The sequence below is a fragment of the Comamonas testosteroni genome, assembly GCF_030505195.1.
GTDB classification, from domain to species: Bacteria; Pseudomonadota; Gammaproteobacteria; order Burkholderiales; family Burkholderiaceae_C; genus Comamonas; species Comamonas testosteroni_G.
The window spans coordinates 590030-610598 of the sequence record NZ_CP129672.1; the positions used below are offsets into that span (position 1 = coordinate 590030).

The 20569-nt window shown below is 61.4% G+C and carries 19 protein-coding genes; 3 read left to right on the forward strand and 16 right to left on the reverse strand.

Translation table 11 applies throughout. The annotated features are described in order from the left end of the window. Window positions 1-128 precede the first annotated feature (128 nt). The 9 genes from QYQ99_RS02595 to QYQ99_RS02640 all read right to left on the reverse strand — a co-directional run bounded on the left by QYQ99_RS02595 (window position 129) and on the right by QYQ99_RS02640 (window position 7997). Window positions 129-1163: an LD-carboxypeptidase gene (locus tag QYQ99_RS02595; RefSeq protein WP_302093100.1), complete on the reverse strand. Its 1035-nt coding sequence runs from the start codon at window positions 1161-1163 to the stop codon at window positions 129-131. 306 nt (window positions 1164-1469) lie between these two features. After that, window positions 1470-2843: a tRNA adenosine(34) deaminase TadA gene (gene tadA, locus QYQ99_RS02600; RefSeq protein WP_302091294.1), complete on the reverse strand. Its 1374-nt coding sequence runs from the start codon at window positions 2841-2843 to the stop codon at window positions 1470-1472. 60 nt (window positions 2844-2903) lie between these two features. Next, window positions 2904-4091 carry a branched-chain amino acid ABC transporter substrate-binding protein gene (locus QYQ99_RS02605; protein ID WP_302091295.1) on the reverse strand — a complete coding sequence of 396 codons (1188 nt, stop codon included), beginning with the start codon at window positions 4089-4091 and terminating at the stop codon, window positions 2904-2906. Window positions 4092-4607: 516 nt separating this feature from the next. Further along, window positions 4608-4733: a hypothetical protein gene (locus QYQ99_RS02610; RefSeq protein WP_302091296.1), complete on the reverse strand. Its 126-nt coding sequence runs from the start codon at window positions 4731-4733 to the stop codon at window positions 4608-4610. Window positions 4734-4770: 37 nt separating this feature from the next. After that, window positions 4771-4950, reverse strand: coding sequence for a hypothetical protein (locus QYQ99_RS02615; RefSeq protein WP_302091297.1), 180 nt, complete (start codon window positions 4948-4950; stop codon window positions 4771-4773). 401 nt (window positions 4951-5351) lie between these two features. Further along, window positions 5352-6329 (reverse strand): ADP-ribosylglycohydrolase family protein, encoded by a 978-nt coding sequence (locus QYQ99_RS02625; protein WP_437439060.1) that lies wholly within the window; start codon window positions 6327-6329, stop codon window positions 5352-5354. Then, window positions 6260-6829, reverse strand: a complete 570-nt coding sequence (locus QYQ99_RS02630) for an NADAR family protein (RefSeq protein ID WP_302091299.1) — start codon at window positions 6827-6829, stop codon at window positions 6260-6262. Before QYQ99_RS02630 ends, QYQ99_RS02625 begins: the two co-directional genes overlap by 70 nt. Then, window positions 6826-7449 (reverse strand): HAD family hydrolase, encoded by a 624-nt coding sequence (locus QYQ99_RS02635; protein ID WP_302091300.1) that lies wholly within the window; start codon window positions 7447-7449, stop codon window positions 6826-6828. The genes QYQ99_RS02630 and QYQ99_RS02635 overlap by 4 nt, the downstream gene beginning before the upstream one ends. Then, the gene (locus QYQ99_RS02640) at window positions 7446-7997 is read right to left on the reverse strand and encodes an RNA 2'-phosphotransferase (protein ID WP_302091301.1); all 552 of its coding nucleotides are present in this window, start codon (window positions 7995-7997) and stop codon (window positions 7446-7448) included. The genes QYQ99_RS02635 and QYQ99_RS02640 overlap by 4 nt, the downstream gene beginning before the upstream one ends. Window positions 7998-8243: 246 nt before the next feature. On the opposite strand from QYQ99_RS02640, the gene QYQ99_RS02645 reads away from it, so the two are divergent. Next, on the forward strand, window positions 8244-8978 hold the full coding sequence (locus tag QYQ99_RS02645) for an NUDIX hydrolase (protein ID WP_302091302.1): 735 nt from the start codon (window positions 8244-8246) through the stop codon (window positions 8976-8978). Between the two features lie 59 nt (window positions 8979-9037). Further along, window positions 9038-11044 carry a peptidase U32 family protein gene (locus tag QYQ99_RS02650; protein WP_302091303.1) on the forward strand — a complete coding sequence of 669 codons (2007 nt, stop codon included), beginning with the start codon at window positions 9038-9040 and terminating at the stop codon, window positions 11042-11044. Between the two features lie 258 nt (window positions 11045-11302). Here QYQ99_RS02650 and QYQ99_RS02655 read toward each other — a convergent pair whose 3' ends face one another. The 3 genes from QYQ99_RS02655 to QYQ99_RS02665 are packed head-to-tail and all read right to left on the reverse strand — an operon-like array spanning window position 11303 to window position 14523. Continuing rightward, on the reverse strand, window positions 11303-12244 hold the full coding sequence (locus QYQ99_RS02655) for an alpha/beta hydrolase (protein WP_302091304.1): 942 nt from the start codon (window positions 12242-12244) through the stop codon (window positions 11303-11305). A 56-nt stretch (window positions 12245-12300) separates the two neighbouring features. Next, complete coding sequence (locus QYQ99_RS02660) at window positions 12301-13764, reverse strand: flavin-containing monooxygenase (RefSeq protein WP_302091305.1); 1464 nt, start codon at window positions 13762-13764, stop codon at window positions 12301-12303. 9 nt (window positions 13765-13773) lie between these two features. Further along, window positions 13774-14523: an SDR family NAD(P)-dependent oxidoreductase gene (locus QYQ99_RS02665; protein ID WP_302091306.1), complete on the reverse strand. Its 750-nt coding sequence runs from the start codon at window positions 14521-14523 to the stop codon at window positions 13774-13776. Between the two features lie 310 nt (window positions 14524-14833). Between QYQ99_RS02665 and QYQ99_RS02670 the strand changes: the two genes are divergently transcribed. Continuing rightward, window positions 14834-15634: an SDR family oxidoreductase gene (locus QYQ99_RS02670; protein WP_302091307.1), complete on the forward strand. Its 801-nt coding sequence runs from the start codon at window positions 14834-14836 to the stop codon at window positions 15632-15634. A 47-nt stretch (window positions 15635-15681) separates the two neighbouring features. Here QYQ99_RS02670 and QYQ99_RS02675 read toward each other — a convergent pair whose 3' ends face one another. From QYQ99_RS02675 to QYQ99_RS02690, 4 genes are all read right to left on the reverse strand, one after another. Further along, complete coding sequence (locus QYQ99_RS02675) at window positions 15682-17271, reverse strand: class I adenylate-forming enzyme family protein (RefSeq protein ID WP_302091308.1); 1590 nt, start codon at window positions 17269-17271, stop codon at window positions 15682-15684. Between the two features lie 63 nt (window positions 17272-17334). After that, window positions 17335-18138, reverse strand: coding sequence for an SDR family oxidoreductase (locus tag QYQ99_RS02680; protein ID WP_302091309.1), 804 nt, complete (start codon window positions 18136-18138; stop codon window positions 17335-17337). Beyond that, window positions 18135-19676 carry a class I adenylate-forming enzyme family protein gene (locus QYQ99_RS02685; protein ID WP_302091310.1) on the reverse strand — a complete coding sequence of 514 codons (1542 nt, stop codon included), beginning with the start codon at window positions 19674-19676 and terminating at the stop codon, window positions 18135-18137. Before QYQ99_RS02685 ends, QYQ99_RS02680 begins: the two co-directional genes overlap by 4 nt. An 18-nt stretch (window positions 19677-19694) precedes the next feature. Next, on the reverse strand, window positions 19695-20561 hold the full coding sequence (locus QYQ99_RS02690) for a 3-keto-5-aminohexanoate cleavage protein (protein ID WP_034369294.1): 867 nt from the start codon (window positions 20559-20561) through the stop codon (window positions 19695-19697). Window positions 20562-20569 lie beyond the last annotated feature (8 nt).

The window sequence follows — 20569 nt, forward strand, 5'->3', positions numbered from 1 at the left end:
CAAGCCAGATTGGCACTTATCCAATATGCAGCCTGCGTTTAAAGCTATCAAAATAGAGATCACTTAGGCACAGCAGAAGGCGCAGGCCATGTTCACTACGCCCCTGCAACCTCAGCTGCCGTCTGCCGTCAGACATGTCCCCAGTAGATCAGCGCATCCCGCCCTTCCACGGACAGCGACACCTGCGCCCCCACGGGCAGCAGCACCTTGGTGGGCACATGGCCGAAGGGCAGGCCTTGCAGCACGGGGCGCTTGAGCTGCATGCGCAGCCAGTCGATGACGGTCTGCAGCTTGAAGCCCTTGTCATGCGTGGTGAGCTTGAATTCGGTGAACTGGCCGAAGACGACGGCTTTTTGCTTTTGCAGCACGCCCGCCAGCAGCAGTTGCGTCAGCATGCGCTCGATCCGGTAGGGGTGCTCGCCCACGTCTTCGATGAACAGAATGCCGCCATCGACCTGCGGGAAGTAAGGCGTGCCCAGCAGCGACACCAGCACCGCCAGATTGCCGCCCCACAGGGTGGCTCCGCCGGGGACATAGAAGTCCTTGAGCTGGGGCTTGCCATTGGGCAACTCGCCAATCCTGGGCATCTGCCAGCCCGCGCCCTCGCCCTGGCCGCTGAGCAGGTCCTCGAAGCAGTCCAGCATGATGTCGTCCACGGGCTCGCCCGTCTTTTTGCTGTCCACACCGAAGTCGGCGTTGAGCGCGGGGCCGGCCCAGGTGACCGAACCGGTCTGTGCCAGCATGGCCAGCTGAAAAGCCGTGAAGTCGCTGAGGCCGACAAACTTGGTGCCATTGGCAATCGCCTTGGCCACGGTCTTGTACTTGATGCCCGGCAGGATGCGCGTGAGACCGTAGCCGCCGCGCGAAATCAGCGCCACATCGGCTCCGCTGGCGGCGGCGCGATGGATAGCCGCCAGACGGGTGGCGTCGTCACCCGCAAAGCGCTGGCTGCTGGCCAGTGCATCGGCATCGATCTCCACCTCGTGGCCCAGGGCCTCCAGCTGCTTGATGCCGCGCTTGAAGGCTGCCTTGTCGCGCACCGCACCCGAGGGCGAATAGATATAGACATGCTTGCCGCCATGGCTGTGATCATGGCCGCAGCAGCTGCCATCGGCGCTGTGCACGTGGTCATGATGATCGTGGCCGCAGTGCTCGTCATGCACATGCGCCTCGCCAGACGGTTCCTGCCCGTGAGCCTGGGCGTGAGCCTGGGCGTGGTGCTGCGGATCTTGCTGCTGGGGCGCTGTAGTGGATGCAGGGGATTTGCGCGAGGTTGCCAAAGCCTTTTCATGCGGCCATCGGCCACATGCTCCGAAAAAAAGTGGATGAATCCGCAGATTCAGAAGTTCATACGACTTGCGCAAAACAGCTTCAGGCCGGGCGACTGCCTCAGAAGGCGGGCCCTTGTTGCATTCTTGTTTGCGTAAGTCCTAATTCAAATGCTTGCTCCGCCGGTCTGACCGATCGGGCTACGGCGCAAAGTATTCCACAGCCGCTGCACCGCCGCCCTGCCGTGCTGCAGGAACCAGAGCGCCAGGCCGGGTTTGCCGCCAGACACTGGCCTGCGCCGCCAGTTGCGGCACGGCCTGCAGCCAGGCCGCCCGCCATTGCGCGACAGATACGGGCTGCTGCGTGGCTGCGGGCTGCAGCCACAGCCTGCCAGCCTGCGCCCATTGCTGCAGCAGATCGGCGGGGGGCACAGCAAGCTCGGTCTGCAGGCGGGGCCACGCCTTGAGTGCGGCCCGATGACCGGGTTGCGCAAACGGGGCATTCCAGGCGCGGGCCTCTTCGGCATTGCTGCTCCCCTCCAATTCGGCCATGCCCCTGGCCACATCCCAACCGGGCTTGCGCGCAGCCTGTTCAAACCATTGCTGACGCTGCTCTGGCTGCGTGCTCAGCGGCCAGGTATCGATGAGCCAGGCACCGGCAAAGCGCTCAGGCAGGGCTTGCGCCACGGCCAGACCCAGGCGACCGCCATCGCCCTGCCCGAGCAGTACCAGCCGCCGCAGGTTGAGCGCCTCGATCAGCTCGGCGATGACTTGCAAATGCCATTGCGCGCTGTGCTGTTTGTCTTTCTTGGGCTGGTCGCTGCGGCCAAAGCCCGGCAAATCGGGCACCACCACACGATGACCGGCGGCCAGCAAATCGGGCAGCAGATGCCGCAAGCCATAACCCCAGCCCGGGCTGCCATGCAGACACAGCCAGGTCAGCGCTGCATCCTGCGGCCCTTCATCGACCACCGCCAGACGCAGGCCCTGCAGCGCCGGCAGGTCGCTGCGCCACTGCGGCTGCCAGGGCCAGGCGGGCAGGTCGGCAAACGCCTCATCGGCATTGCGCAGCGCCCAGTCCCTGAGCGGGTGCGGCTGCTGCGCCTTTTTTTCCTGGCGTCGCAGCTGGAAGAACTCGGCCATCAGCGCCGAGCATTGCTCGGCCAGCACGCCGCGCAGCACCCGCGTCTGGTGATTGATGGCGGGGTAGCCGAAGACATCGAGCACCGATCCGGCCGCACCGGTCTTGGGTTCGGCCGCACCATAGACCACGGCATCCACACGCGCATGCAGCATGGCGCCGCTGCACATGGTGCAAGGCTCCAGCGTCACATACAGCGTGCAGCCCTCAAGCCGGTAATTGCCGAGAGTCCGAGCTGCTTCGCGCAGAGCCAGCACCTCGGCATGGGCCGTCGGATCCTGGGCAGAGAGCGGGCTGTTATGACCGCGGCCTATGACCTGCCCGTCCTTGACGACCACGGCCCCCACCGGCACTTCGCCACAATCGGCGGCGCAGCGCGCCTGCTCCAGCGCCAGGCGCATGAAGTGTTCGTGCACGGAAGCATCAAGATTCATAGCTCTATGCGGCTGACAGACAAGGCCCGAATGACAATTGCTTGAAAAGACCAGCGCCGCTCAATGGCCGCTGATCACCAGTTCCTTGCGCTCGCCGGAGTCATAGCCGTAGAGCGTGACACGCGGATTCTGCAGCTCGCCCTGCGAATCAAAGGCAATCGTGCCCGTCACCCCGTCGTGGCGGGTCTGGCGCAGGCGCGGCAGATACGCCTCGGCCTGGGCCGAATCGGCGCTCAGCATGGCCTGTGCCAGCACCATGGTCGCGTCATAAGCGTAAGGGCTGTAGACCTGATACTGGCCGGGAAAGCGCTGGTCATACTTCTGCTTCCAAAGCAGACCACCAGGCATATTGCCCAGAGAGCTGCCGCTCATCACGCAAACCACGTTCTTGAGCGTCGGCGCCTTGTCAGCCATGGCGGGCAGGCGCTCCGAACATTGCGCATCACCGCCCAGGAATTTCATCTGATTCATGGCCAGCTGCGACATCTGACGCAGCATGAGACCTGCCTGCGCATCGAGCCCGCCGAAGAAGATCGCATCGGGTTTGCGGCCTTTGATGGCCGTGAGAATGGACGCAAATTGCGTGGCCTTGTCGCTGGTGTACTGCTTGTCGACAATCTGCACATCGCGCTCGGCAGCTGCGGCCTCAAACAGCTTGACGATGCCCTGTCCATAGGCTGTTCGATCGTCCACGATCGCGATGCGTTTGACGCCCTGGTGCTTGACGGCATAGTCCAGCAAGGCATTGACCATGGCCCGGTCATTGGCGATGACGCGGAAGGTGTCGTCATAGCCGGCCTCGGTAATCGCAGGATTGGTGGCGGCTGGGGTGATGTTTGGAATACCGCACTCGTTGTAGATCTTGGCCGCCGGCAGCGTGGTGCCCGACTGAAGATGCCCCACCACGGCCGCCACCTTCTTGTCGCAGAAACGGCGTGCCAACGCCGTGGCCTGGCCCGGATCGCCCGCATCGTCGCCGGCCTCCAGCTTCCAATGCACGGGGCGGCCGCCCAGCTGCAGCTTGCGGGCGTTGAGCTCGTCAATCGCCATGCGCACGCCGTTTTCCTCATCCTTGCCCAAGGCTGCGATGGGACCCGAGACCGGTCCGCCATGGGCGATGCGTACCACCAGAGGCTTTTCAGCATCCGCTGCATGGGCGGACGCCAGGGACACGGCGACCAGCGCCAGGCTCAGGGAACACGAGGTGCGGACACGGCGGCTCTGGGCCGAGCGATCAGTCATGGACATGCTTTCTCCTTGATGAAGCGGAAGGCTGTGGCATGCAAGCCTACGCCAGGCCAAAGCCTCAAGCGTAGCGGCAAAGCCGGCGATACCAGTTCAATGTGCAAGCGAAGGGGCAATCCCTGGAGTCTAAGGAACAGAACTCCATTGGGGCAATTGCTAGCAAGCCCGAGCAGGCTCGACTCTTGCGGCGTTGAGCACAGACTCCGGCTGCTGGGGATATTTCGGGTTTCGGCTGAAGCGGCCGACCTTGCCCTCGCACCGTCGCCGACTCAGCGCCTTGATTGTGCCGCGTTGACAGGGGTGGTGCACGCTGCGCCTAGCTTTCCTGGCTGCCGGGCAAGCTTTTTGGAGGCCGGCGGCCACAGGCACCGGCAAGGTCCAGACCACTTTTGCGTCGGCGCCCCAGATAGGGCTCGACGAATTCGTGTGGATAGTAGGCGTACTCGGCCTGGTGCCGGCCTTGTTCGTGCTGGTGCGCGTGCAGCACACGCGCGCACAGCTGTTGTTTGTGCTCACCGGTCAGCGCATGCACCAGCCAGGGTTGGGTGTTGGTGCCGCCGGGCGCGCGCGCATGGCACCATCGAGCGCCTGCAGGGAATCGGTGCGGGCAAGTGCGCTGAAGGCTTGCTGGTGGCGGGGCAGCATAGGGCGGTTTCCTGGGAAGGGTTTGGGTTGCATGGGCTCATCGCGGCCAGCGTTTTTTCAGGACTGGAAGGACGACATAGATCAAAACCCATGAAAGCGCGAAGGCCAGTATGAACACGGCTGCGGAGTATTTGAAGAAGAGCACCAGGACGACAGAAGCGATCAGAATGGAAAACGAAAGCAGGTGCAATAGGAAATCGATGGTGCCTTTTTTCATTTTTCGCAATCTACGGTGAGAACGCCATCGCCATGCGTTCTGCGAACGAGGAAGGGGCCGATCAAGCCAGCGTCAGGGCCCGGTGCGCAGGGGCTTGCGTTGCGCTGGCTGGCGGGGCCTGCGCGGCCATGCATTGGCCCAGTGTACACAAGGCGGTGTCGCGATCTGTGCGCTGTAGGGCCAGCCGCAGTTGATACGCAGGCAATGGTCGAAACGTGCGGCGTTGGAAAACAGCGCACCGGGCGCGAACAGAATGCCTTCGCGCAAAGCAGTATCGAACAGGGCGTTTGAGCGCGCAGGCCCGGTGCGGCTTTCGCGACCTGCGCTGCGACAACCAAGGGCCTGCGACCTACTTGCAAGGTGTGAACAGGTCCCGCGAAGGGCGCATGGCCACGCAAAATCTATCGGGCCAGCCCCTGATTCAGCGCATAAATCGATTGCGCCAGCGCGCGAATATCGGCCTGCTGATGCAGTCTTTCCAGCCAGTGCGCAGGAATGCCGCTGCGCCCCCAGCACGCACCCGCAATCTGGCCTGCAATGGCCGCAGTGGTGTCGGCATCGTCACCCAGGTTGGCCGCCTCCAGCACGACGGCTTCAAAGCTATCGAGCCTGTCAAAACACCACAGAGCAGCTTCCAGGCTGTGCACCACATAGCCCGAACTCTGGATTTGCTCGCGGCTTTTGCTGCGCCAGCTGCCTTGTGCAATCTCGGCGATGCGCGGGCTGCCAAACGGCAGCGCAGCCAGATCCAGCACCTGCGCCTTGTCTGCGCCCAGCAGGGCGCGGCTCAGTGCCACGGCGAACAGACGGCAGGCATCCAGACACTCGGCAGCCGCATGCGTGGTGCGAGAGCTCAGCGCCGCCCGCTCCTGCACCTCTTGCTCATCATGGGCATACGCCATGGCCACCGGGGCCAGCCGCATCAGCGAGCCATTGCCGGCGCTGCGCGCATCGTCACTTCCCGCCAGCGCATTGCCGGTGCGCAGATAGTGCTGTATCGCCTCGCGCGTTGCCATGCCGATATCAAAGCAGTGACCGGTGGAGCTCCAGTAACCCCACTGATACCAGTTGGCGTAGCGCGTCATCTGGTCCCCGGGATCGCAACCTCCTTTGACAACCAGGCTCTCGGCCAGGCACAAAGCCATGGACGTGTCATCCGTCCATTGTCCGGCCCTCAGTGAAAACGGCCCGCCCCCCACCATATCGGTCAGCGGCACAAAGCTTCCACGCTCCCGAAACTCCAGCGTCGTACCCACGGCATCGCCACAAGCCAGGCCCAGCAGAGCGCCTTCAAAACGGTCCAGCGTGCTCATTGTCCGGCTCTCAACTGAGCGCGTGCGGCCATCAGCGCAAAACCCAGCAGGTTCTGTCCATGCCATTTGCGCGGCTGCTCGGCATCGGGATGGGCAGCGCCCAGGCCGATGCCCCAGATGCGGTCGCGCGGACTGGCCTCGACCAGCACACGCTCGCCGGTTCTCAGCAGAAACTCCCCCAGGGCCGGGTTCTGGGAAAATTTGGCGACATTGGCGCTCACTACAATGTCGAAGCACTCCGCCTTCCAGCGTGCCTCGTTGAAATTGCGCACGCTGCGCCCTATCTGCTTGGCACTGGCCGCAGACGGCGCAGCCAGCACCTGCGCGCGCGCCTCTTCGTCCCCAAACAGCCGCGCCTTGCCTGCCATCATGAAATGCTCCGCCGTGGCAAAGCGATCCCCCTGCACAGTGAATGGAGCAGAAAACCACTGGCTCAGGCAGCCTTTGCCCACTGAGCCATTCCTTTCGGCTTGATGCCCCCAGAAACAAAGGTATTTGGGGCGGTAGCCTTGGTCGAGCTGGGCCACCAGATCGGCTACGGATCGAATTTCGTAATCTCGGTTCATGTCTGTTCTTCTTGATAATGATTCAGCCACCAACGGGAAAAGTCCGCCAGCGTGGCGTGAGTGGAGTCAATGGCCTGCAAACCCGGCCCCGTATTGGGTGACCCACCTTGCTCGCGCAGCACCAGCGCCTTGTGAATCCGCACTCCCACGCCGTCGAAATACGGCAGAAAGTCATCGACAAATGCCAGGGGCTGCAACTGCGCCAGGGCCTGTGCCTTGGGGCTGGGACCCGGATCAGTGCGGCCGCTGGTGGCAATCACACGCGAGATCGGAAAACCCAGCCGCCGCAGATTGACCTGCCGGGCCTCGGCAAACTGCGGCTGGATCGCAGACACGCAGACCAGCTCATACCCCGCAGCGCACAGCTGCTCGCAAGCCTGGAGCGCTCCGCCAATCGCGGGAATGCTTGACCAGAACTGCGCATCAAAGCTGGTGCGAAAGCGGCTCAAGGCCTCGCCCTGCAGGCTGGCCACACCCCAGCGGTCCATGGCCCAGTAGGCGTCAGGCCGCTTCAGCGCGGGCCGCTCGCCAAATACCCGCTCCCAGGCTGAGGCATATGCCCGGTTGTAGTCCAGCAGCACGCCATCCGCGTCGACGGCGATGATTCCCGAGGCATTCATGGCGCCAGCTTCAGCAGATACCGGGCAGGGACGACATCGGTCAGCCACACACCGTTGTCGGAGCGGTAGAACACATGGCCCTCGCCCTGCATGCGCGCGGCATCCACCTGCAGCAAGGCCAGCTTGCCATGGCGACTGCCGACCTGAGCAGCCACTGCCTGGCTTTCGGAAAGATGGACATGGTGGCGTGACTGCCGGTTCAGGCCCTCATGAAAAATCGCATCCAGAAAACGCGTGGCCGTTCCGTGGAAGAGCACTGCCGGAGGACGCCTTGCCTCAAGGCCCAGCTCGACCTTGATGGAGTGGCCCTGATTGGCACGAATGCGCTTGCCATCCGCGCTGAAGGAATAGCGTTGCTTGTTGTTGTCAGCCACCATGGTCTGCAGATCCACCAGACTGATGGGCCGACCGGAGCGTGCCAGGCAGGCCAGCAGCTCATCGGTCTGGGCCCAGCCCGCCTCGTCAAGCTTGAGTCCTATGGTCTCGGGACTGTGCCTGAGCACCAGGCTGAGGAACTTGCTGCGAGCGGTGGTGTTTGGGTTTTTCATTTTCTTGTTCTCTTTTTCTCTTTGTTTGAAGCTGCCTGCCTGGCTCATGACAGGCTCTTGCGCTACCGGGACCCGACCTTGTCGTACTTTCCACGGTGCCACTGCCTTGTGGCAAACCCAGGCCAGGCTTTGTTGGCATGCGTCTGCATGCTTGGTCTGGGCTCCAGCAACAGGACATAAGTTGTATTGAGCAACTTATGAAAGTTGTACAATACAACCCAACATTCATCCAGTCAAGCCTGATTCATGACCGTTACACAGCGTCACTCCAAGCCAGCGCCGGACTTTCCCCGCCCCTACACCACGGTGGATGTGGTGATCTTCACGATTGCCCAGGGCCGCCTGAATGTATTGCTGGTGCAACGCCCAGGCCATGAAGACGATCCGTTTCCAGGCCTCTGGGCCCTGCCCGGAGGGTTTGTGAATGTGGACCTGGATGCCGATCTGCAGGCCTGCGCCGCGCGCAAGCTCAAGGAGAAGACGGGTGTGGACAGCCCCTATCTGGAGCAGCTTGGCAGTTGGGGCAGTGCGGCGCGTGATCCGCGTGGCTGGTCGGCCACCCATGTGTACTTTGCGCTGATTCCCGCCCATGAGCTGCAACTGACGAAAGGCGCCAATGCGGCCGATGTGGCCTGGTTCGAAGTGGATGAATTGCTGCGCCGGCCCGCTCTGGCGTTCGACCATGGCACCATCTTGCAGGCGGCAGTGGAGCGTTTGCGCAACAAGGTCGAATACACCTCGCTGCCCGCTTTTTTGCTGAGCGAGCCCTTCACCCTGCCCCAGTTGCAGCAAGTCTATGAAACCGTGCTGGGGCGCAGCGTGGACAAAAGCGGCTTCCGCACCCGCATGCTGGCAGCGAACTTTCTGGTCGAGGCCGGCCATGTGGAAGGCGTGTCGAACCGCCCCGCCATGGGCTACCGGCTGGCGGACCGCAGCGGGCCCGTGGTATTTCCGCGCACATTCAGCCCACGCGGCCATTGAACCAGGCGATTACCCGCCACTGTGCCGAAACCGGGGCTTGCTGAGATAATCCTGCCCCTATGTCTCTCCTGCCCCACCAGCTCGAACTCCTGTCCCCGGCGCGCGACGCCGATATCGGCATCGAAGCCGTCAATCACGGCGCGGACGCCGTCTATATCGGCGGACCGGCCTTTGGCGCGCGCGCGACGGCAGGCAACGACATCCGCGATCTGGAGCGGCTCATCAAGCATGCCCACCGCTTCGGCAGCCGCATCTTCATCACACTCAACACCATCTTGCGCGACGATGAACTGCAGGGCGCGCGCGATATGGCCTGGCAGATCTACAACGCCGGTGCCGATGCGCTGATCATCCAGGACATGGGTCTGCTGGAACTGGACCTGCCCCCCATCCAGCTGCACGCATCCACCCAGACCGATATCCGCACGCACGAGAAGGGCCGCTTTCTGCAGGACGCCGGCCTGTCGCAGATCGTGCTGGCGCGCGAGCTGGATCTGAAGCAGATTGCTGCCGTGCGCGCCGCAACAGACCCGGCCCGCACCACCATCGAATACTTTGTGCATGGCGCACTGTGCGTGGCCTACTCGGGCCAGTGCTTCATCAGCCATGCCCACACGGGACGCAGCGCCAACCGCGGCGACTGCAATCAGGCCTGCCGCCTGCCCTATGAGGTCACGGACGCCAGCGGCCGCATCATCGCGCACGAAAAGCATGTGCTGTCCATGAAGGACAACAACCAGAGCGACAATCTGCGTGCCCTGATCGACGCCGGCGTGCGCAGCTTCAAGATCGAGGGCCGCTACAAGGACATGGGCTATGTGAAGAACATCACGGCCCATTACCGCAAACTGCTAGACGAAATCATCGAGGAGCGCGAGTTCTCCGATCGGCCGCTGGCGCGCTCGTCGTCAGGCCGCACAACTTTCTCGTTCGAACCCGATCCGGACCAGAATTTCAACCGCGAGTTCACAGACTATTTCGTCAACGGGCGCAAGGATGACATCGGCGCCTTCGACACGCCCAAGACCCCGGGTCGTGCGATCGGCTGGGTGACACAGGTCGGCGACAAATGGTTCGAGATCGAAACCAGCGACAAGGCCACCGAGCTGCACAACGGCGACGGTCTGTGCTACTACGATCTGCAAAAGGAACTGGTGGGCGTGCACATCAACCGTGCCGAATGCGTGAGTGCCAAAAAAGGCATCTGGCGTGTCTTCCCCAAGAACGAGATTGCCGAGTTCAAGGACCTGCGCAAGGGCCTGGAAATCAACCGCAACCGCGATATGGACTGGGTGCGCACACTGGAGAAGAAGTCCAGCGAACGCCGCATCGGTCTGTGGGCCGAGTTCACGGAGACCGCTTCGGGCTTCGCGCTGACGTTGACCGATGAGGACGGCTTTGTCGGCGCGGCCGCCATTGACCAGGAGCACCAGAGCGCTACCGATGCCGCAAAGGCGCAGGCCTCGCTGCGCGAGCAGCTGGGACGCTTTGGCGCGACGGTTTTCGAGGTGAACGATATTTCGCTGAACCTGAGCCAGCCCTGGTTTATCCAGGCATCGGTGCTCAATCAGCTGCGCCGCGATGCAGTGGCCGCATTGGAGCAGGCCCGCGCTGACGGCTTTGTGCGCCTGCCCCGCGCCAAGCCCGTGGAGCCGCCCGCGCCTTTCCCTGAAGACACGCTGACCTATCTGGCCAATGTCTACAACCAGAAGGCCCATGACTTCTATGTGAAGCATGGCGTGAAGATCATCGACGCCGCCTACGAGAGCAAGGAAGAGGAAGGCGAAGTCTCGCTGATGATCACCAAGCACTGCGTGCGCTTCTCGATGAGCCTGTGTCCCAAGCAGGCCAAGGGCGTGATCGGCGTCAAGGGCACCATCAAGGCAGAGCCGCTGCAGCTGATCAACGGCAAGGAAAAGCTCACGCTGCGCTTTGACTGCAAGCCCTGCGAGATGCATGTGGTGGGCAAGATGAAGAAGTCAGTGCTCAACCAGCATGCCAAGGAAATGAAAGAGTCTCCCATGCAGTTCTACCGCACACGCCCCACGCCTCAGCAGCCTTCCTGAGCGCGCGCATGCCACCCCAAAAACCCGCCACCGGCAACGGTTGGCGGGCTTTTTTTACGGACTGAGAACCACTGGTGAAAACCCTCGGTTTAATCCCTTCGCGTAAATCGTCTATTTTTTAGGCAATCCGTGCAAAGCACCATCTGGCGCGGGTTTCAAGGCTTGAAAGCATAGTTTTCCACAAGAGCGTCCACATGATGCGGGGATAAAACTGAGGCATCCATCACACACAACTGTATACATGAACAGTTGCATGCATCAGGCTTGTCCAACAGCCGATATCTTGCCGAAAGGCAGCTTTGAACAAGCCTCTTGCAGCAACTTTGCCACCGCCGGCACCAGGGTGCTGAAGTTGGCGAACCCATGCAACATGCCTTGCGCACGAAGGCTGGAAACTGGCACGCCAGCCTGCTGAAGGCGCAGGCCAAAGGCCTCTCCTTCGTCGCGCAATATGTCCAGCTCCGCAGTCACCAGCACCGCTGCCGGCAAACCAGCAAGATCGGGGTACTGCATGATGGAGGCCAGTGGATGTGCAGGCATGGCAGGGTGATAGTGACGCCACATTGCCGCCATGGCTTCGGTGGTGAGAAACGGCATCTGCCCATAAAGCGCATGCGATGGCGCATCCATATGCGCATCGCAGACGGGATAGAGCAGCAGTTGCTGGGCGATGCCTTTCCAACCGTCTTCTTTTGCGCGCAGGCAGGTGGCAATGGCCAGATTGCCTCCCGCGCTGTCACCCGCCACCATCAACTGCCGTGCATCGCAGTGCAGCTCGGCCGCATGCAACGCCACCCAGCGCGTGGCAGCATAGGCGTCGTCCAGCGCAGCGGGAAAGACATGCTCGGGAGCCAGACGGTAATCGACCGACACAATATTCATGCCGGTCAGGCGCGCCAGGTGGCGGCACAGGTTGTCATGCGTTTCCAGCGTGCCTATGCACCAGCCACCACCGTGAAAATAGACCATGACAGGCGCTGCTTGCGCAGTGCCGGGACGGTACAGGCGCAGCTTGAGCGGCTGGCCGTCGCCACCGGGGATGTCGATCTCACGCACCTCGTGCATGGGCATGTCGGCAGGCGGGAAAGCCATGTGGTCCATCAGCTTGCGGATTTCGGGCACCGGAGTGGTCACGAAATCCATGGGCGGAGCATCCTTGAACTGCTCCAGCACGGCAGCCATTTCGGGGTGTATCTGCATTGGGTCTCCTTGAAGTTGATGGAGCGCGCCCGATCAGGACGGGCGCAAGGTGGCACTCAGGCCACAAGCTCTTCGGTCTGGTGGTGGATATAGTCCTGCCACACCGGCGCACTCATCTCCTGCCTGAAGCGCGACTGCGACCAAGGCCAGGTGTTGGGTACACCGTTTCTGTCCAGATACCAGCTGTTGCAACCCGAGCCGAAGACCGAGCCTTTGGCGGCCTGCAAGCGCTCCTGGTCGTAGTGAGCCAGGGCCTCGGGCCTGGCCGAAAGCCCTGCCACACCGGCTTGCTGGCCACGCTCTATCAGTTGCGAGATATAGCCCCACTGCATTTCCGAGGTATCGATCAACGAGAAGTTGCCCACGGGAGAGGTCGGCCCGTTCATGAAGTAAAAGTTGGGAAAGCCCGGCACCGAGATGGACTTGTATGCCGTGGGCACATCGCTCCAGGCCTGCTCCAGCGTGGCTCCATTCAGGCCCGTCACATTCATGGGGCGCACATAGCGGTCGGTCTTGAATCCCGTGGCCAGAACGATGACGTCCACCTCATGCAGCACACCGTCGCTGGTACGCACTCCCTTTTTCTCGACCTTGGCAATAGCTTCGGTGATCAACTCTGAATCGGGGTGCTGGATCGCCTTGTAGTAGTCGGGCGAGTAAATCAAGCGCTTGCAACCAGCCCGGTAATGAGGCTGCAGTTTTTCACGCAGGCCTGGGTCTGCAACAGAGTCATCCAGGTTGTCCTGGCAGATTTTCTGAATTTCCTGAATCTGTTCCGAATTCGGATCCAGCACACCCTCGGTAAAGCGTTCAACATTGGCCACATAATTAGGTTCGCGCTGCAGATAGACCAGCAGATCGCGGTTACTGCGGAATTCGGCACGTTGCTCTTCGCTGAAAGCTGGATTCTCGACCGGGAAAATCCATTGGGCCGTGCGCTGAAAATGCCGCACCTTGGCACGCGGCGCCAGTGCCGAGACAATTTGCACGCCCGTTGATCCGGTGCCGATGACGGCGATTCTTTTACCGTCCAGCGGTACCGAATGATCCCAGCGTGCACTGTGAATCGTGTTCCCCCCGAACTCCTCCAGGCCCTTGATCTGCGGATAGTTGGGGTGGTGCAGCACACCGGTGGCAGCAACCACCACCTTGCCCTCGTATTGCTTGCCATGCTGATCCTGCAGCGTCCAGGCATCGCCCGTCCACTCGGCTCGCGTGATCTCGGTGCCGAACTGCGAAAAATCGGCAATACCGTATTTCTGGAACACGCCTTCGAAATACTGCTGAATCTCGGCTCCAGGCGGCAGTACCCGAGACCATTCGGGGTTGGGCTCGAAAGAATAGGTATAGGCGTGAGATGGCACATCGCACGTCAGGCCTGGATAAGTATTATCCCGCCAGGTTCCTCCCAATGTCCCGGCCTTCTCCAGAATAATGAATTTCTTCCCGCTATTCTTCAGGTGAATACCAGCCAGAATGCCGGACATTCCGCAACCAATCACTATGACATCATATTTCATTGGAATTCCTTAAATATTAATTACTTTGGCTGCAGAGAATCCGCCATCCACTGGAAGATTGACCCCGGTAATAAATGAAGCAATATCGGAAAGCAAAAATGCCACGGCATTGCCCACCTCTTGTGGCTTGCCCGCTCGCTTGAGCAAATGCATGGCCTCGAAAGCCTGGCCTACAGGCAGTTCATCAAGCATGGTGGTCATGGGCGTATGGATATAGCCGGGGCTGATGCTGTTGACCCGCACGCCGTAAGCACCGAGATCTGCGGCCAGACTGCGCACCATCTGGATCACCGCCCCCTTGGAGGTGCAATAGGCCAGATTGCTCGGGTTACCCAGCATGCCGTTGATACTGGCGATGGTGACGATGGAGCCCTGACCGCGCTGCTTCATGTGGCTGGCCACGGCACGTGCACTGAGCATGGTCCCTGTCAAATTGACCTGCAGTACCTGTTCCCACTCTTGCAAGGGCATGCTCTCCAGATCACCCACGCGGGAAATGCCAGCCGAAGTCACCAGCCCATCAATCTGGCCATAGCGGTCCAGCATGTAAGCAACCAGCTCATTGGTCAGCTTCTCGCTGCTCACGTCGAGCTTGCGAAATTCGCAACCCTGCGGCAAATCCTGGCTTTGCTGCAGATCAGCGCACACCACCTTGGCCCCGCTGGAGGCCAGGGCCTGGGCACTGGCCAGGCCAATGCCCGAGGCACCACCTGTGACCAGAACCACTTTTCCTTTCAAACCACCGATGAATGAATTCATTTTCAAACCTCAATACTGACTGACCGCCACCAATTGGCGATGGGAATTGAGATTCTTGGTTATTTCCAAATTCAAATCACTCTGATTTTTCCTCTTTACAAAATAAGTTTGTGTTTACAGCCCCTAGTGAAAACCATTAATCCATTCGGACGTACTGTGCCCAGGTTTTTTATATGTCAAGCAAGTATTTTCATTTAATAAATTAATAAAGACTGTAAACACCTTCAATAACTGTCAAGCGGGAATTCGTGAGAAATACAAATACGCTGGGAGTGCTTTAATTCATTCGTATTTAGCCAATGAGGAAATCATGAAAGTTGCAGTCATCACCGGCGCCGCCAGTGGAATTGGTGCAGGCCTTGCCAAAAAGGCAGTCTCTCTTGGAATGAAGGTCGTGGTTGCAGACCGCGACCAGAGCGGCCTTGAAAAAGTCGCGCTGGAGCTGGGAGATCAGGCATTGGCCGTGGCCACCGATGTCACCAGCCAGGCGTCGCTGGATGCGCTGGCCGACAAGGCCTATACAGCTTTCGGTCAGGTCGATCTGCTTTTCAACAACGCAGGCGTTCTCAGCACCGGCAATAGCTGGGAGATCAGCGATGCCCAATGGCAGCAAGCCTGGCAGGTCAATGTCAACGGCATCGTCAACGGCCTGCGCGCTTTTGTGCCACGCCTGCTCAGGGCAGACAGGCCCGCACGCATCATCAATACGGCATCGATCGGTGGTTTTTTGCCGAGCCCGCTGATGGCCCCCTACTCGGCCACCAAATTTGCCGTGGTGGCGTTGACCGAAAGTCTGGCCAGCGAGCTGGCCGCTCTGACCCCGCATATCAAGGTCTCGCTGTTGGCTCCCGGTCCGGTCAAGACTGCTATCTTCCGAGAAGCACCATCCGCCGCATCGGCCCAGTTTCACGGCATGATGAGTCATCTGCTTGATGCAAACGGTCTGGGCAGCGACGAGTTTGCCAGCCTGGTTTTTGCGGCGATCGAACGCGGCGAATACTGGATTGTTCCCCAGCCGGAAATGCTCTACCCCTTGCTGGAGGCTCGCAACAAGGTCATTGCCGAACGCACTCCCCCCGTCTTTGCCTGGGCACAGGAAACCGTGGAATGATGACAAAAAGGCCAGCTATCGCCGGCCTTTTCAATCCACGGCGAGCATCACTCCCCCCATAGATCCCTGGCAATCTGCTCGAACTGCCTGCGCATCACGTTCTTCTGTACCTTGCCTGTTGCCGTGGAAGGGAAGGCATCGACAAAGTGCACAAGCTTTGGCACTTCAAAGCCCCCCAGATGCTGACGACAGTGAGCAAGCACCGAATCAGCATCGACCGAGGTTCCGGGCTTGCGCATCACAAATGCGCAGACCGCCTCGCTCCAACGCGGGTGCGGCAAGCCGAAGACGGCAGCGGCCGCGATCTCGGGATGGGCCAGCACCACGGCCTCAACCTTCACGCTGGCGACGTTCTCGCCGCCGGTCTTGATCATGTCCTTTTTGCGATCTATGAACTCCATGCGGCCCTGCTCGTCCCACATGCCCAGATCGCCGGTATGGTGCCAGCCAAACTTCTGTGCCTCGGCCGTCGCCTTGGGGTCCTTGAAATAACCCAGCATGGCATTGGGGCCGCGATGCACGATCTCGCCGACCTGGCAGGATCCCAGCAGATTGCCTGCATCATCCATAACGGCGGTCTCGCAAGTGGTCAGAGAGCGCCCCCAGAAATTGGCATCGCATTCGGCATTGAGCAAGGGGTAGAAAGTCATGGTGGCCGGATATATCTCGGTCTGCCCCGTGGCCAGAGAGATATTGCGGCACATGCGCTGCGCAATCTGGGCGATCAAGGGTTTGGGAATCGGAGCCATGGCATAGATGCATTGCCGGATCGTGGTGGGCGCAAAACCCGGATCGGCCAGCACCGCTGCATACATCAGGGGCAGCCCGACAAAGATCGTCACACCTTCCTTCATCACCAGCTGCCCCACCTCCGCCGGCACAAACTGTCGCGTGAGCACGGTGCAAGCGCCTGCCGCCAGCGCAGTCTGCACCAGCGCATGCTGGGCGCAATGAAACAGGGGCAACCAGCCGCTGAGCACATCGGCCTCGCCATATTTCATCTCGTCGATATTGCCCTTGACCGCCGCATAGACCGACAGATGGGAATGCACGACGCCTTTGGGATTGCCCGTGGTGCCGCTGGTGTACATGAGCAAGGCCGCCTGGTTGTCGTCAATGTCAACCTCCGGCAAAGCATCGGACTGGCCTGCTTCGGCCTGTGTCAACGATATGCCCGGCAGTCCTTGCTGCACCTGCGACATTTGCAGGCGCGTGATGATGAGCGGCACTTGCAATTGCTGCAGAATTTCGGCCAGTCCGGGCAGGGCCAGCAACTCCTGATCGAGCACCACTGCCGACACCTCTGCATGCCGCAGGATGTAGTCGATGCTCGATACCTCCAGCTTGATATTGACGGGCACCCACACCTGACCCGCTTTGTGAATGGCGTTGCAGGCCACCACCATGTCTATGGAATTGGCGCACAGCATGCCGATCTGCTTGCCCGGCCCCAGCGTCGACAGCAAATAATGCGCGAAGCGCGAGCTTCGTGCATCCAGCTCGGCATAGCTGATGCGCTCAGCACCATCGACCAGCGCCGTGCGGTGGCCAAACTTGCGCGCACTGCGGTAGAGCAGGTCGCCCAGCGCAATGCGCCGGATACGCCGTGCCTCCTTCGTCAGACTCATCTCGATCATGGTTTGTCTCCTTGATAGTGTGCAACCCGGAACCCATAACCCACGCTTTTTCTTGTTGTGTCTCTAATCCTGCTTCGGCATTGCCATGGCGGCAGCGGCAACCATGGGCGAGAGCTGGCCCTGCGCCCCGCCGTCACAGGCAATGACGGTGCCGGAGATGTAGCTGGCCGCATCGCTGCCCAGAAACATCGCCAGCCGGGCAATATCTGCAGTCGTGCCCATGCGCCCCAGCGGCACCATGCTGCGCACCAGAGCGTCTCCTTCTGCCCCCTGCGGGGCCAGCCGGCGCATGCCTTCCGTGCCCTCGATGGGTCCGGGGGAAATGGCGTTCACACGAATGCCCCTGGCACCCCACTCCAGCGCCAGCACCCGCGCCAGATGGTCCACTCCAGCCTTGGCCGCGCAGACATGGGCCTGGTACATCATGGGCACGGTGGACTGCGGCGCGGTGATGAAGATCAGGCTCGCTCCCGATTGCCGCAGGTGCACCAGTGCCTGACGCGCGACATGAAAGCTGCCCAGCAGATCGATGTCCAGCACCACCTTGAAGGCGTTGGACGACATCTGCTCTGCAGGGGCGAGGAAGTTGCCGGCTGCGCCAGACACCAGCACGTCGAGCGGCCCATGGCAGGCCACGGCCCGCGCCAGCGCTGCGCCCACCGCTTGCTCATCGCGCACATCGGCCACCACGCCAAAGGCTTGCGCCCCCAGCGTCGCCAGGGCCGCATCCACATTGGCCTGCTTGCGGCTGGCGACCGAGACCCTGGCTCCTGCCATCGCGTAGTGCTGGGCAATGCCCAGGTTGATGCCTGTGGTGCCGCCAAACACCATCACATGGCGACCTGAAAAATCAAATTGAACATTCATGAACAGCACTCCTCTGCTCGCAACAGGGCTTTCTGGATCTTTCCTGCCGGGGTCAACGGCAATTCGGTGCGAAACACCAGCTGGCGCGGCAGCTTGTAGTCAGCGAGCTGCTGGCGGCAATGCGCGAGCAGCTCCTCCTCGCTCACGCTGGCACTAGGTCTGATCACGATGTAGTAGCGCCCCACTTCGCCCAGCACGGGGTCCGGCACGCCGATGCCGGCGACCATCAGCACGCCTGCATGACCGGCAATCACGCTCTCCACCTCGCTGGGATAGACGTTGAAGCCGCCCTGTATGAACATGTCTTTTTGCCGCCCCTTGAGGTAGACCAGGCCCCGCTCATCGACAAGCCCCAGATCCCCCGAATGCAGCCAGCCGCCGGCAAACGCCTCTTCGTCCTGCTCCTGCCCCACATAGGCCGGAATCGCCCCCGCACCGCGAAACCACAGCTCCCCCACCTCGCCACTTCGCAGCTCCTCTCCATCAGCCCCCGCCACGCGCAGCTGCGCCCCTTGCAGCGGCTTGCCTATGCTGTGCAGCAGGGCCTGCTGATCCGCCTGCCAGGGCGTCATCACGATGGCCCCCGAAGTCTCGGACAGACCGTAGAGATTCATGATGCTCACGCCCGGAAACTGCTGCTGCAGCCGCTGCAGCAAGACTGGCTCCACATTGGATCCACCCACCACGATCAGGCGCAGCCGGCTCATGTCCACCTCCGCCAAAAGCGGATGCATGAGCAGCAGTGTCAGCATGGTTGGCACGCCCACCAGCCAGGTCGGCGGATGCCGGTGCGCCATCTTCCAGACAGCCTCGGGGCTGAACATGGGCACCAGCTCGCAGGTGCCGCCCGCCAGCAGCATGGTCAGCACGCCGCAGGTAATGCCCCCCACATGGTTGAGCGGCATGGCCAGCTGCACCATATCGTCCACCACAGCCCTCACATGCGCGTGCTGCGCCAGCGCTGAGCCCAACTGGGAGCGATGCGTCAGCCCCGCCGCCTTGGGCCGGCCTGTGGTGCCGGAGGTGTAGATGATCATCAGCAGGTCATCCGGCTCAGGACCGGTGCCTTCATGCAAGACTTTCACGCCGGACTGCAGCGGTTGCTCGAATCCTTCATCCACCCACAACAGGTGCTCCAGCGCCGCAAAACGCTGACGGGCCTGCGCCAGATAGCTCTGGTAGTCGAAACCGGCAAACTCGCGCGGCGCAAGCACGGCCTTGACCTGGCTGTCCTGCAGCATGAAGTCCAGCTCGGCGTCCCGGTATCGGACGCTGAGGCCCACCACGACCAGCCCCGTCTTCGCCGCTGCCAGATAGCTCAGCACCCAGGGCAGACCATTGGGCAGGATGATGCCGATGCGTTCACCGGGACGCAGGCCCAGCGAGGACAGATGGGCAGCCCAGGCGCTGGCCATGACATCCACCTGCTGCCAGCTGTAGCTGCGCCCCTGGTCGATATAGGCATCCCTGTGGGGATGGGCGGCCACGGTCTGCGCCAGTGCCTGCGCCACGGTCCGAGGAGGAGGGCAAGTGTTCATCTGCAACTTCTCCCTGATTCAGGCCGCCAGGTGCAGCATCTGCCTGGCCTCCCTGGGAGTGGCGACTTCACGGCCCACATCACGCGCATAGCGCGCCAGTTGCTCGATCAGCGGAGCATTGGATGTGACCTTGCTGCCGTCCGGCAGATAGAAAGTGTCTTCCAGTCCGCTGCGCAAATGCCCGCCGAGCTCGGCCGTGCGCAGATGGGTGGGCCAGATCTCGCTGCGCCCGATCAGCGTGGTCTGCCAGGGCGCATCCTTGATCTTGAGCCTGAGCAGGATAGGCAGCAGATCGGGGTCTGCCGGCATGCCGGACTCCACCCCCATCACGAAGTTGTATTCGGGCAGGCCTCGGTACATGCCGGTTTCCACATACATGCCCACGCAGCGCACGATGCCCACGTCAAAGCACTCGAACTCGGGCAGAGTGTGGGTCTCGGCCATCACATCGAGAAAGTCCTGCACCTTTGCGGGCTGATTGTCGAACAGCATCGGCGGCCAGGCCCAGCTTCCATTGCTGCGGGTTTTGAGATAGTTGAGCGAGCCCGCATTGCAGGCCGCCATCTCGGGTCGCGTGGCACGCAGGCAGTCCAGCGGTCCCTGGTAATCGGGGCCGACAACCCCGGTGGTCTGATTGATGATGAGCTCGGGGCAGGCTGCGCGCATGGCATCCACGCAGGCCCTGGCCACTGCCGGGTCCCAGCTGGGCAGATGACCCTTGCCCTCCTCCTGGCGCCTGAAGTGGACATGCACCACCGATGCGCCCGCGTCATAGGCCCGGCGTGCTTCCTGCGCCAGTTGCTCTGGTGTCACGGGCACATGATGCTGATTCGGGTCGGTCAGCACCCCGGTAATGGAACAGGTAATAATGGCTTTATCGGACATATTGCTCC

What these genes read in the sequence shown, in the direction of transcription:
- QYQ99_RS02660 (WP_302091305.1), bottom strand. Translation starts at nt 13,764, where the DNA reads ATGAAATATGATGTCATAGTGATTGGTTGCGGAATGTCCGGCATTCTG.
- tadA (WP_302091294.1), bottom strand. Translation starts at nt 2,843, where the DNA reads ATGAATCTTGATGCTTCCGTGCACGAACACTTCATGCGCCTGGCGCTG.
- QYQ99_RS02685 (WP_302091310.1), bottom strand. Translation starts at nt 19,676, where the DNA reads ATGAACACTTGCCCTCCTCCTCGGACCGTGGCGCAGGCACTGGCGCAG.
- QYQ99_RS02630 (WP_302091299.1), bottom strand. Translation starts at nt 6,829, where the DNA reads ATGAACCGAGATTACGAAATTCGATCCGTAGCCGATCTGGTGGCCCAG.
- QYQ99_RS02650 (WP_302091303.1), top strand. Translation starts at nt 9,038, where the DNA reads ATGTCTCTCCTGCCCCACCAGCTCGAACTCCTGTCCCCGGCGCGCGAC.
- QYQ99_RS02655 (WP_302091304.1), bottom strand. Translation starts at nt 12,244, where the DNA reads ATGCAGATACACCCCGAAATGGCTGCCGTGCTGGAGCAGTTCAAGGAT.
- QYQ99_RS02675 (WP_302091308.1), bottom strand. Translation starts at nt 17,271, where the DNA reads ATGATCGAGATGAGTCTGACGAAGGAGGCACGGCGTATCCGGCGCATT.
- QYQ99_RS02640 (WP_302091301.1), bottom strand. Translation starts at nt 7,997, where the DNA reads ATGAAAAACCCAAACACCACCGCTCGCAGCAAGTTCCTCAGCCTGGTG.
- QYQ99_RS02610 (WP_302091296.1), bottom strand. Translation starts at nt 4,733, where the DNA reads ATGCTGCCCCGCCACCAGCAAGCCTTCAGCGCACTTGCCCGCACCGAT.
- QYQ99_RS02635 (WP_302091300.1), bottom strand. Translation starts at nt 7,449, where the DNA reads ATGAATGCCTCGGGAATCATCGCCGTCGACGCGGATGGCGTGCTGCTG.
- QYQ99_RS02645 (WP_302091302.1), top strand. Translation starts at nt 8,244, where the DNA reads ATGACCGTTACACAGCGTCACTCCAAGCCAGCGCCGGACTTTCCCCGC.
- QYQ99_RS02670 (WP_302091307.1), top strand. Translation starts at nt 14,834, where the DNA reads ATGAAAGTTGCAGTCATCACCGGCGCCGCCAGTGGAATTGGTGCAGGC.
- QYQ99_RS02625 (WP_437439060.1), bottom strand. Translation starts at nt 6,329, where the DNA reads ATGGCATGGACAGAACCTGCTGGGTTTTGCGCTGATGGCCGCACGCGC.
- QYQ99_RS02690 (WP_034369294.1), bottom strand. Translation starts at nt 20,561, where the DNA reads ATGTCCGATAAAGCCATTATTACCTGTTCCATTACCGGGGTGCTGACC.
- QYQ99_RS02615 (WP_302091297.1), bottom strand. Translation starts at nt 4,950, where the DNA reads ATGAAAAAAGGCACCATCGATTTCCTATTGCACCTGCTTTCGTTTTCC.
- QYQ99_RS02605 (WP_302091295.1), bottom strand. Translation starts at nt 4,091, where the DNA reads ATGTCCATGACTGATCGCTCGGCCCAGAGCCGCCGTGTCCGCACCTCG.
- QYQ99_RS02665 (WP_302091306.1), bottom strand. Translation starts at nt 14,523, where the DNA reads ATGAATTCATTCATCGGTGGTTTGAAAGGAAAAGTGGTTCTGGTCACA.
- QYQ99_RS02680 (WP_302091309.1), bottom strand. Translation starts at nt 18,138, where the DNA reads ATGAATGTTCAATTTGATTTTTCAGGTCGCCATGTGATGGTGTTTGGC.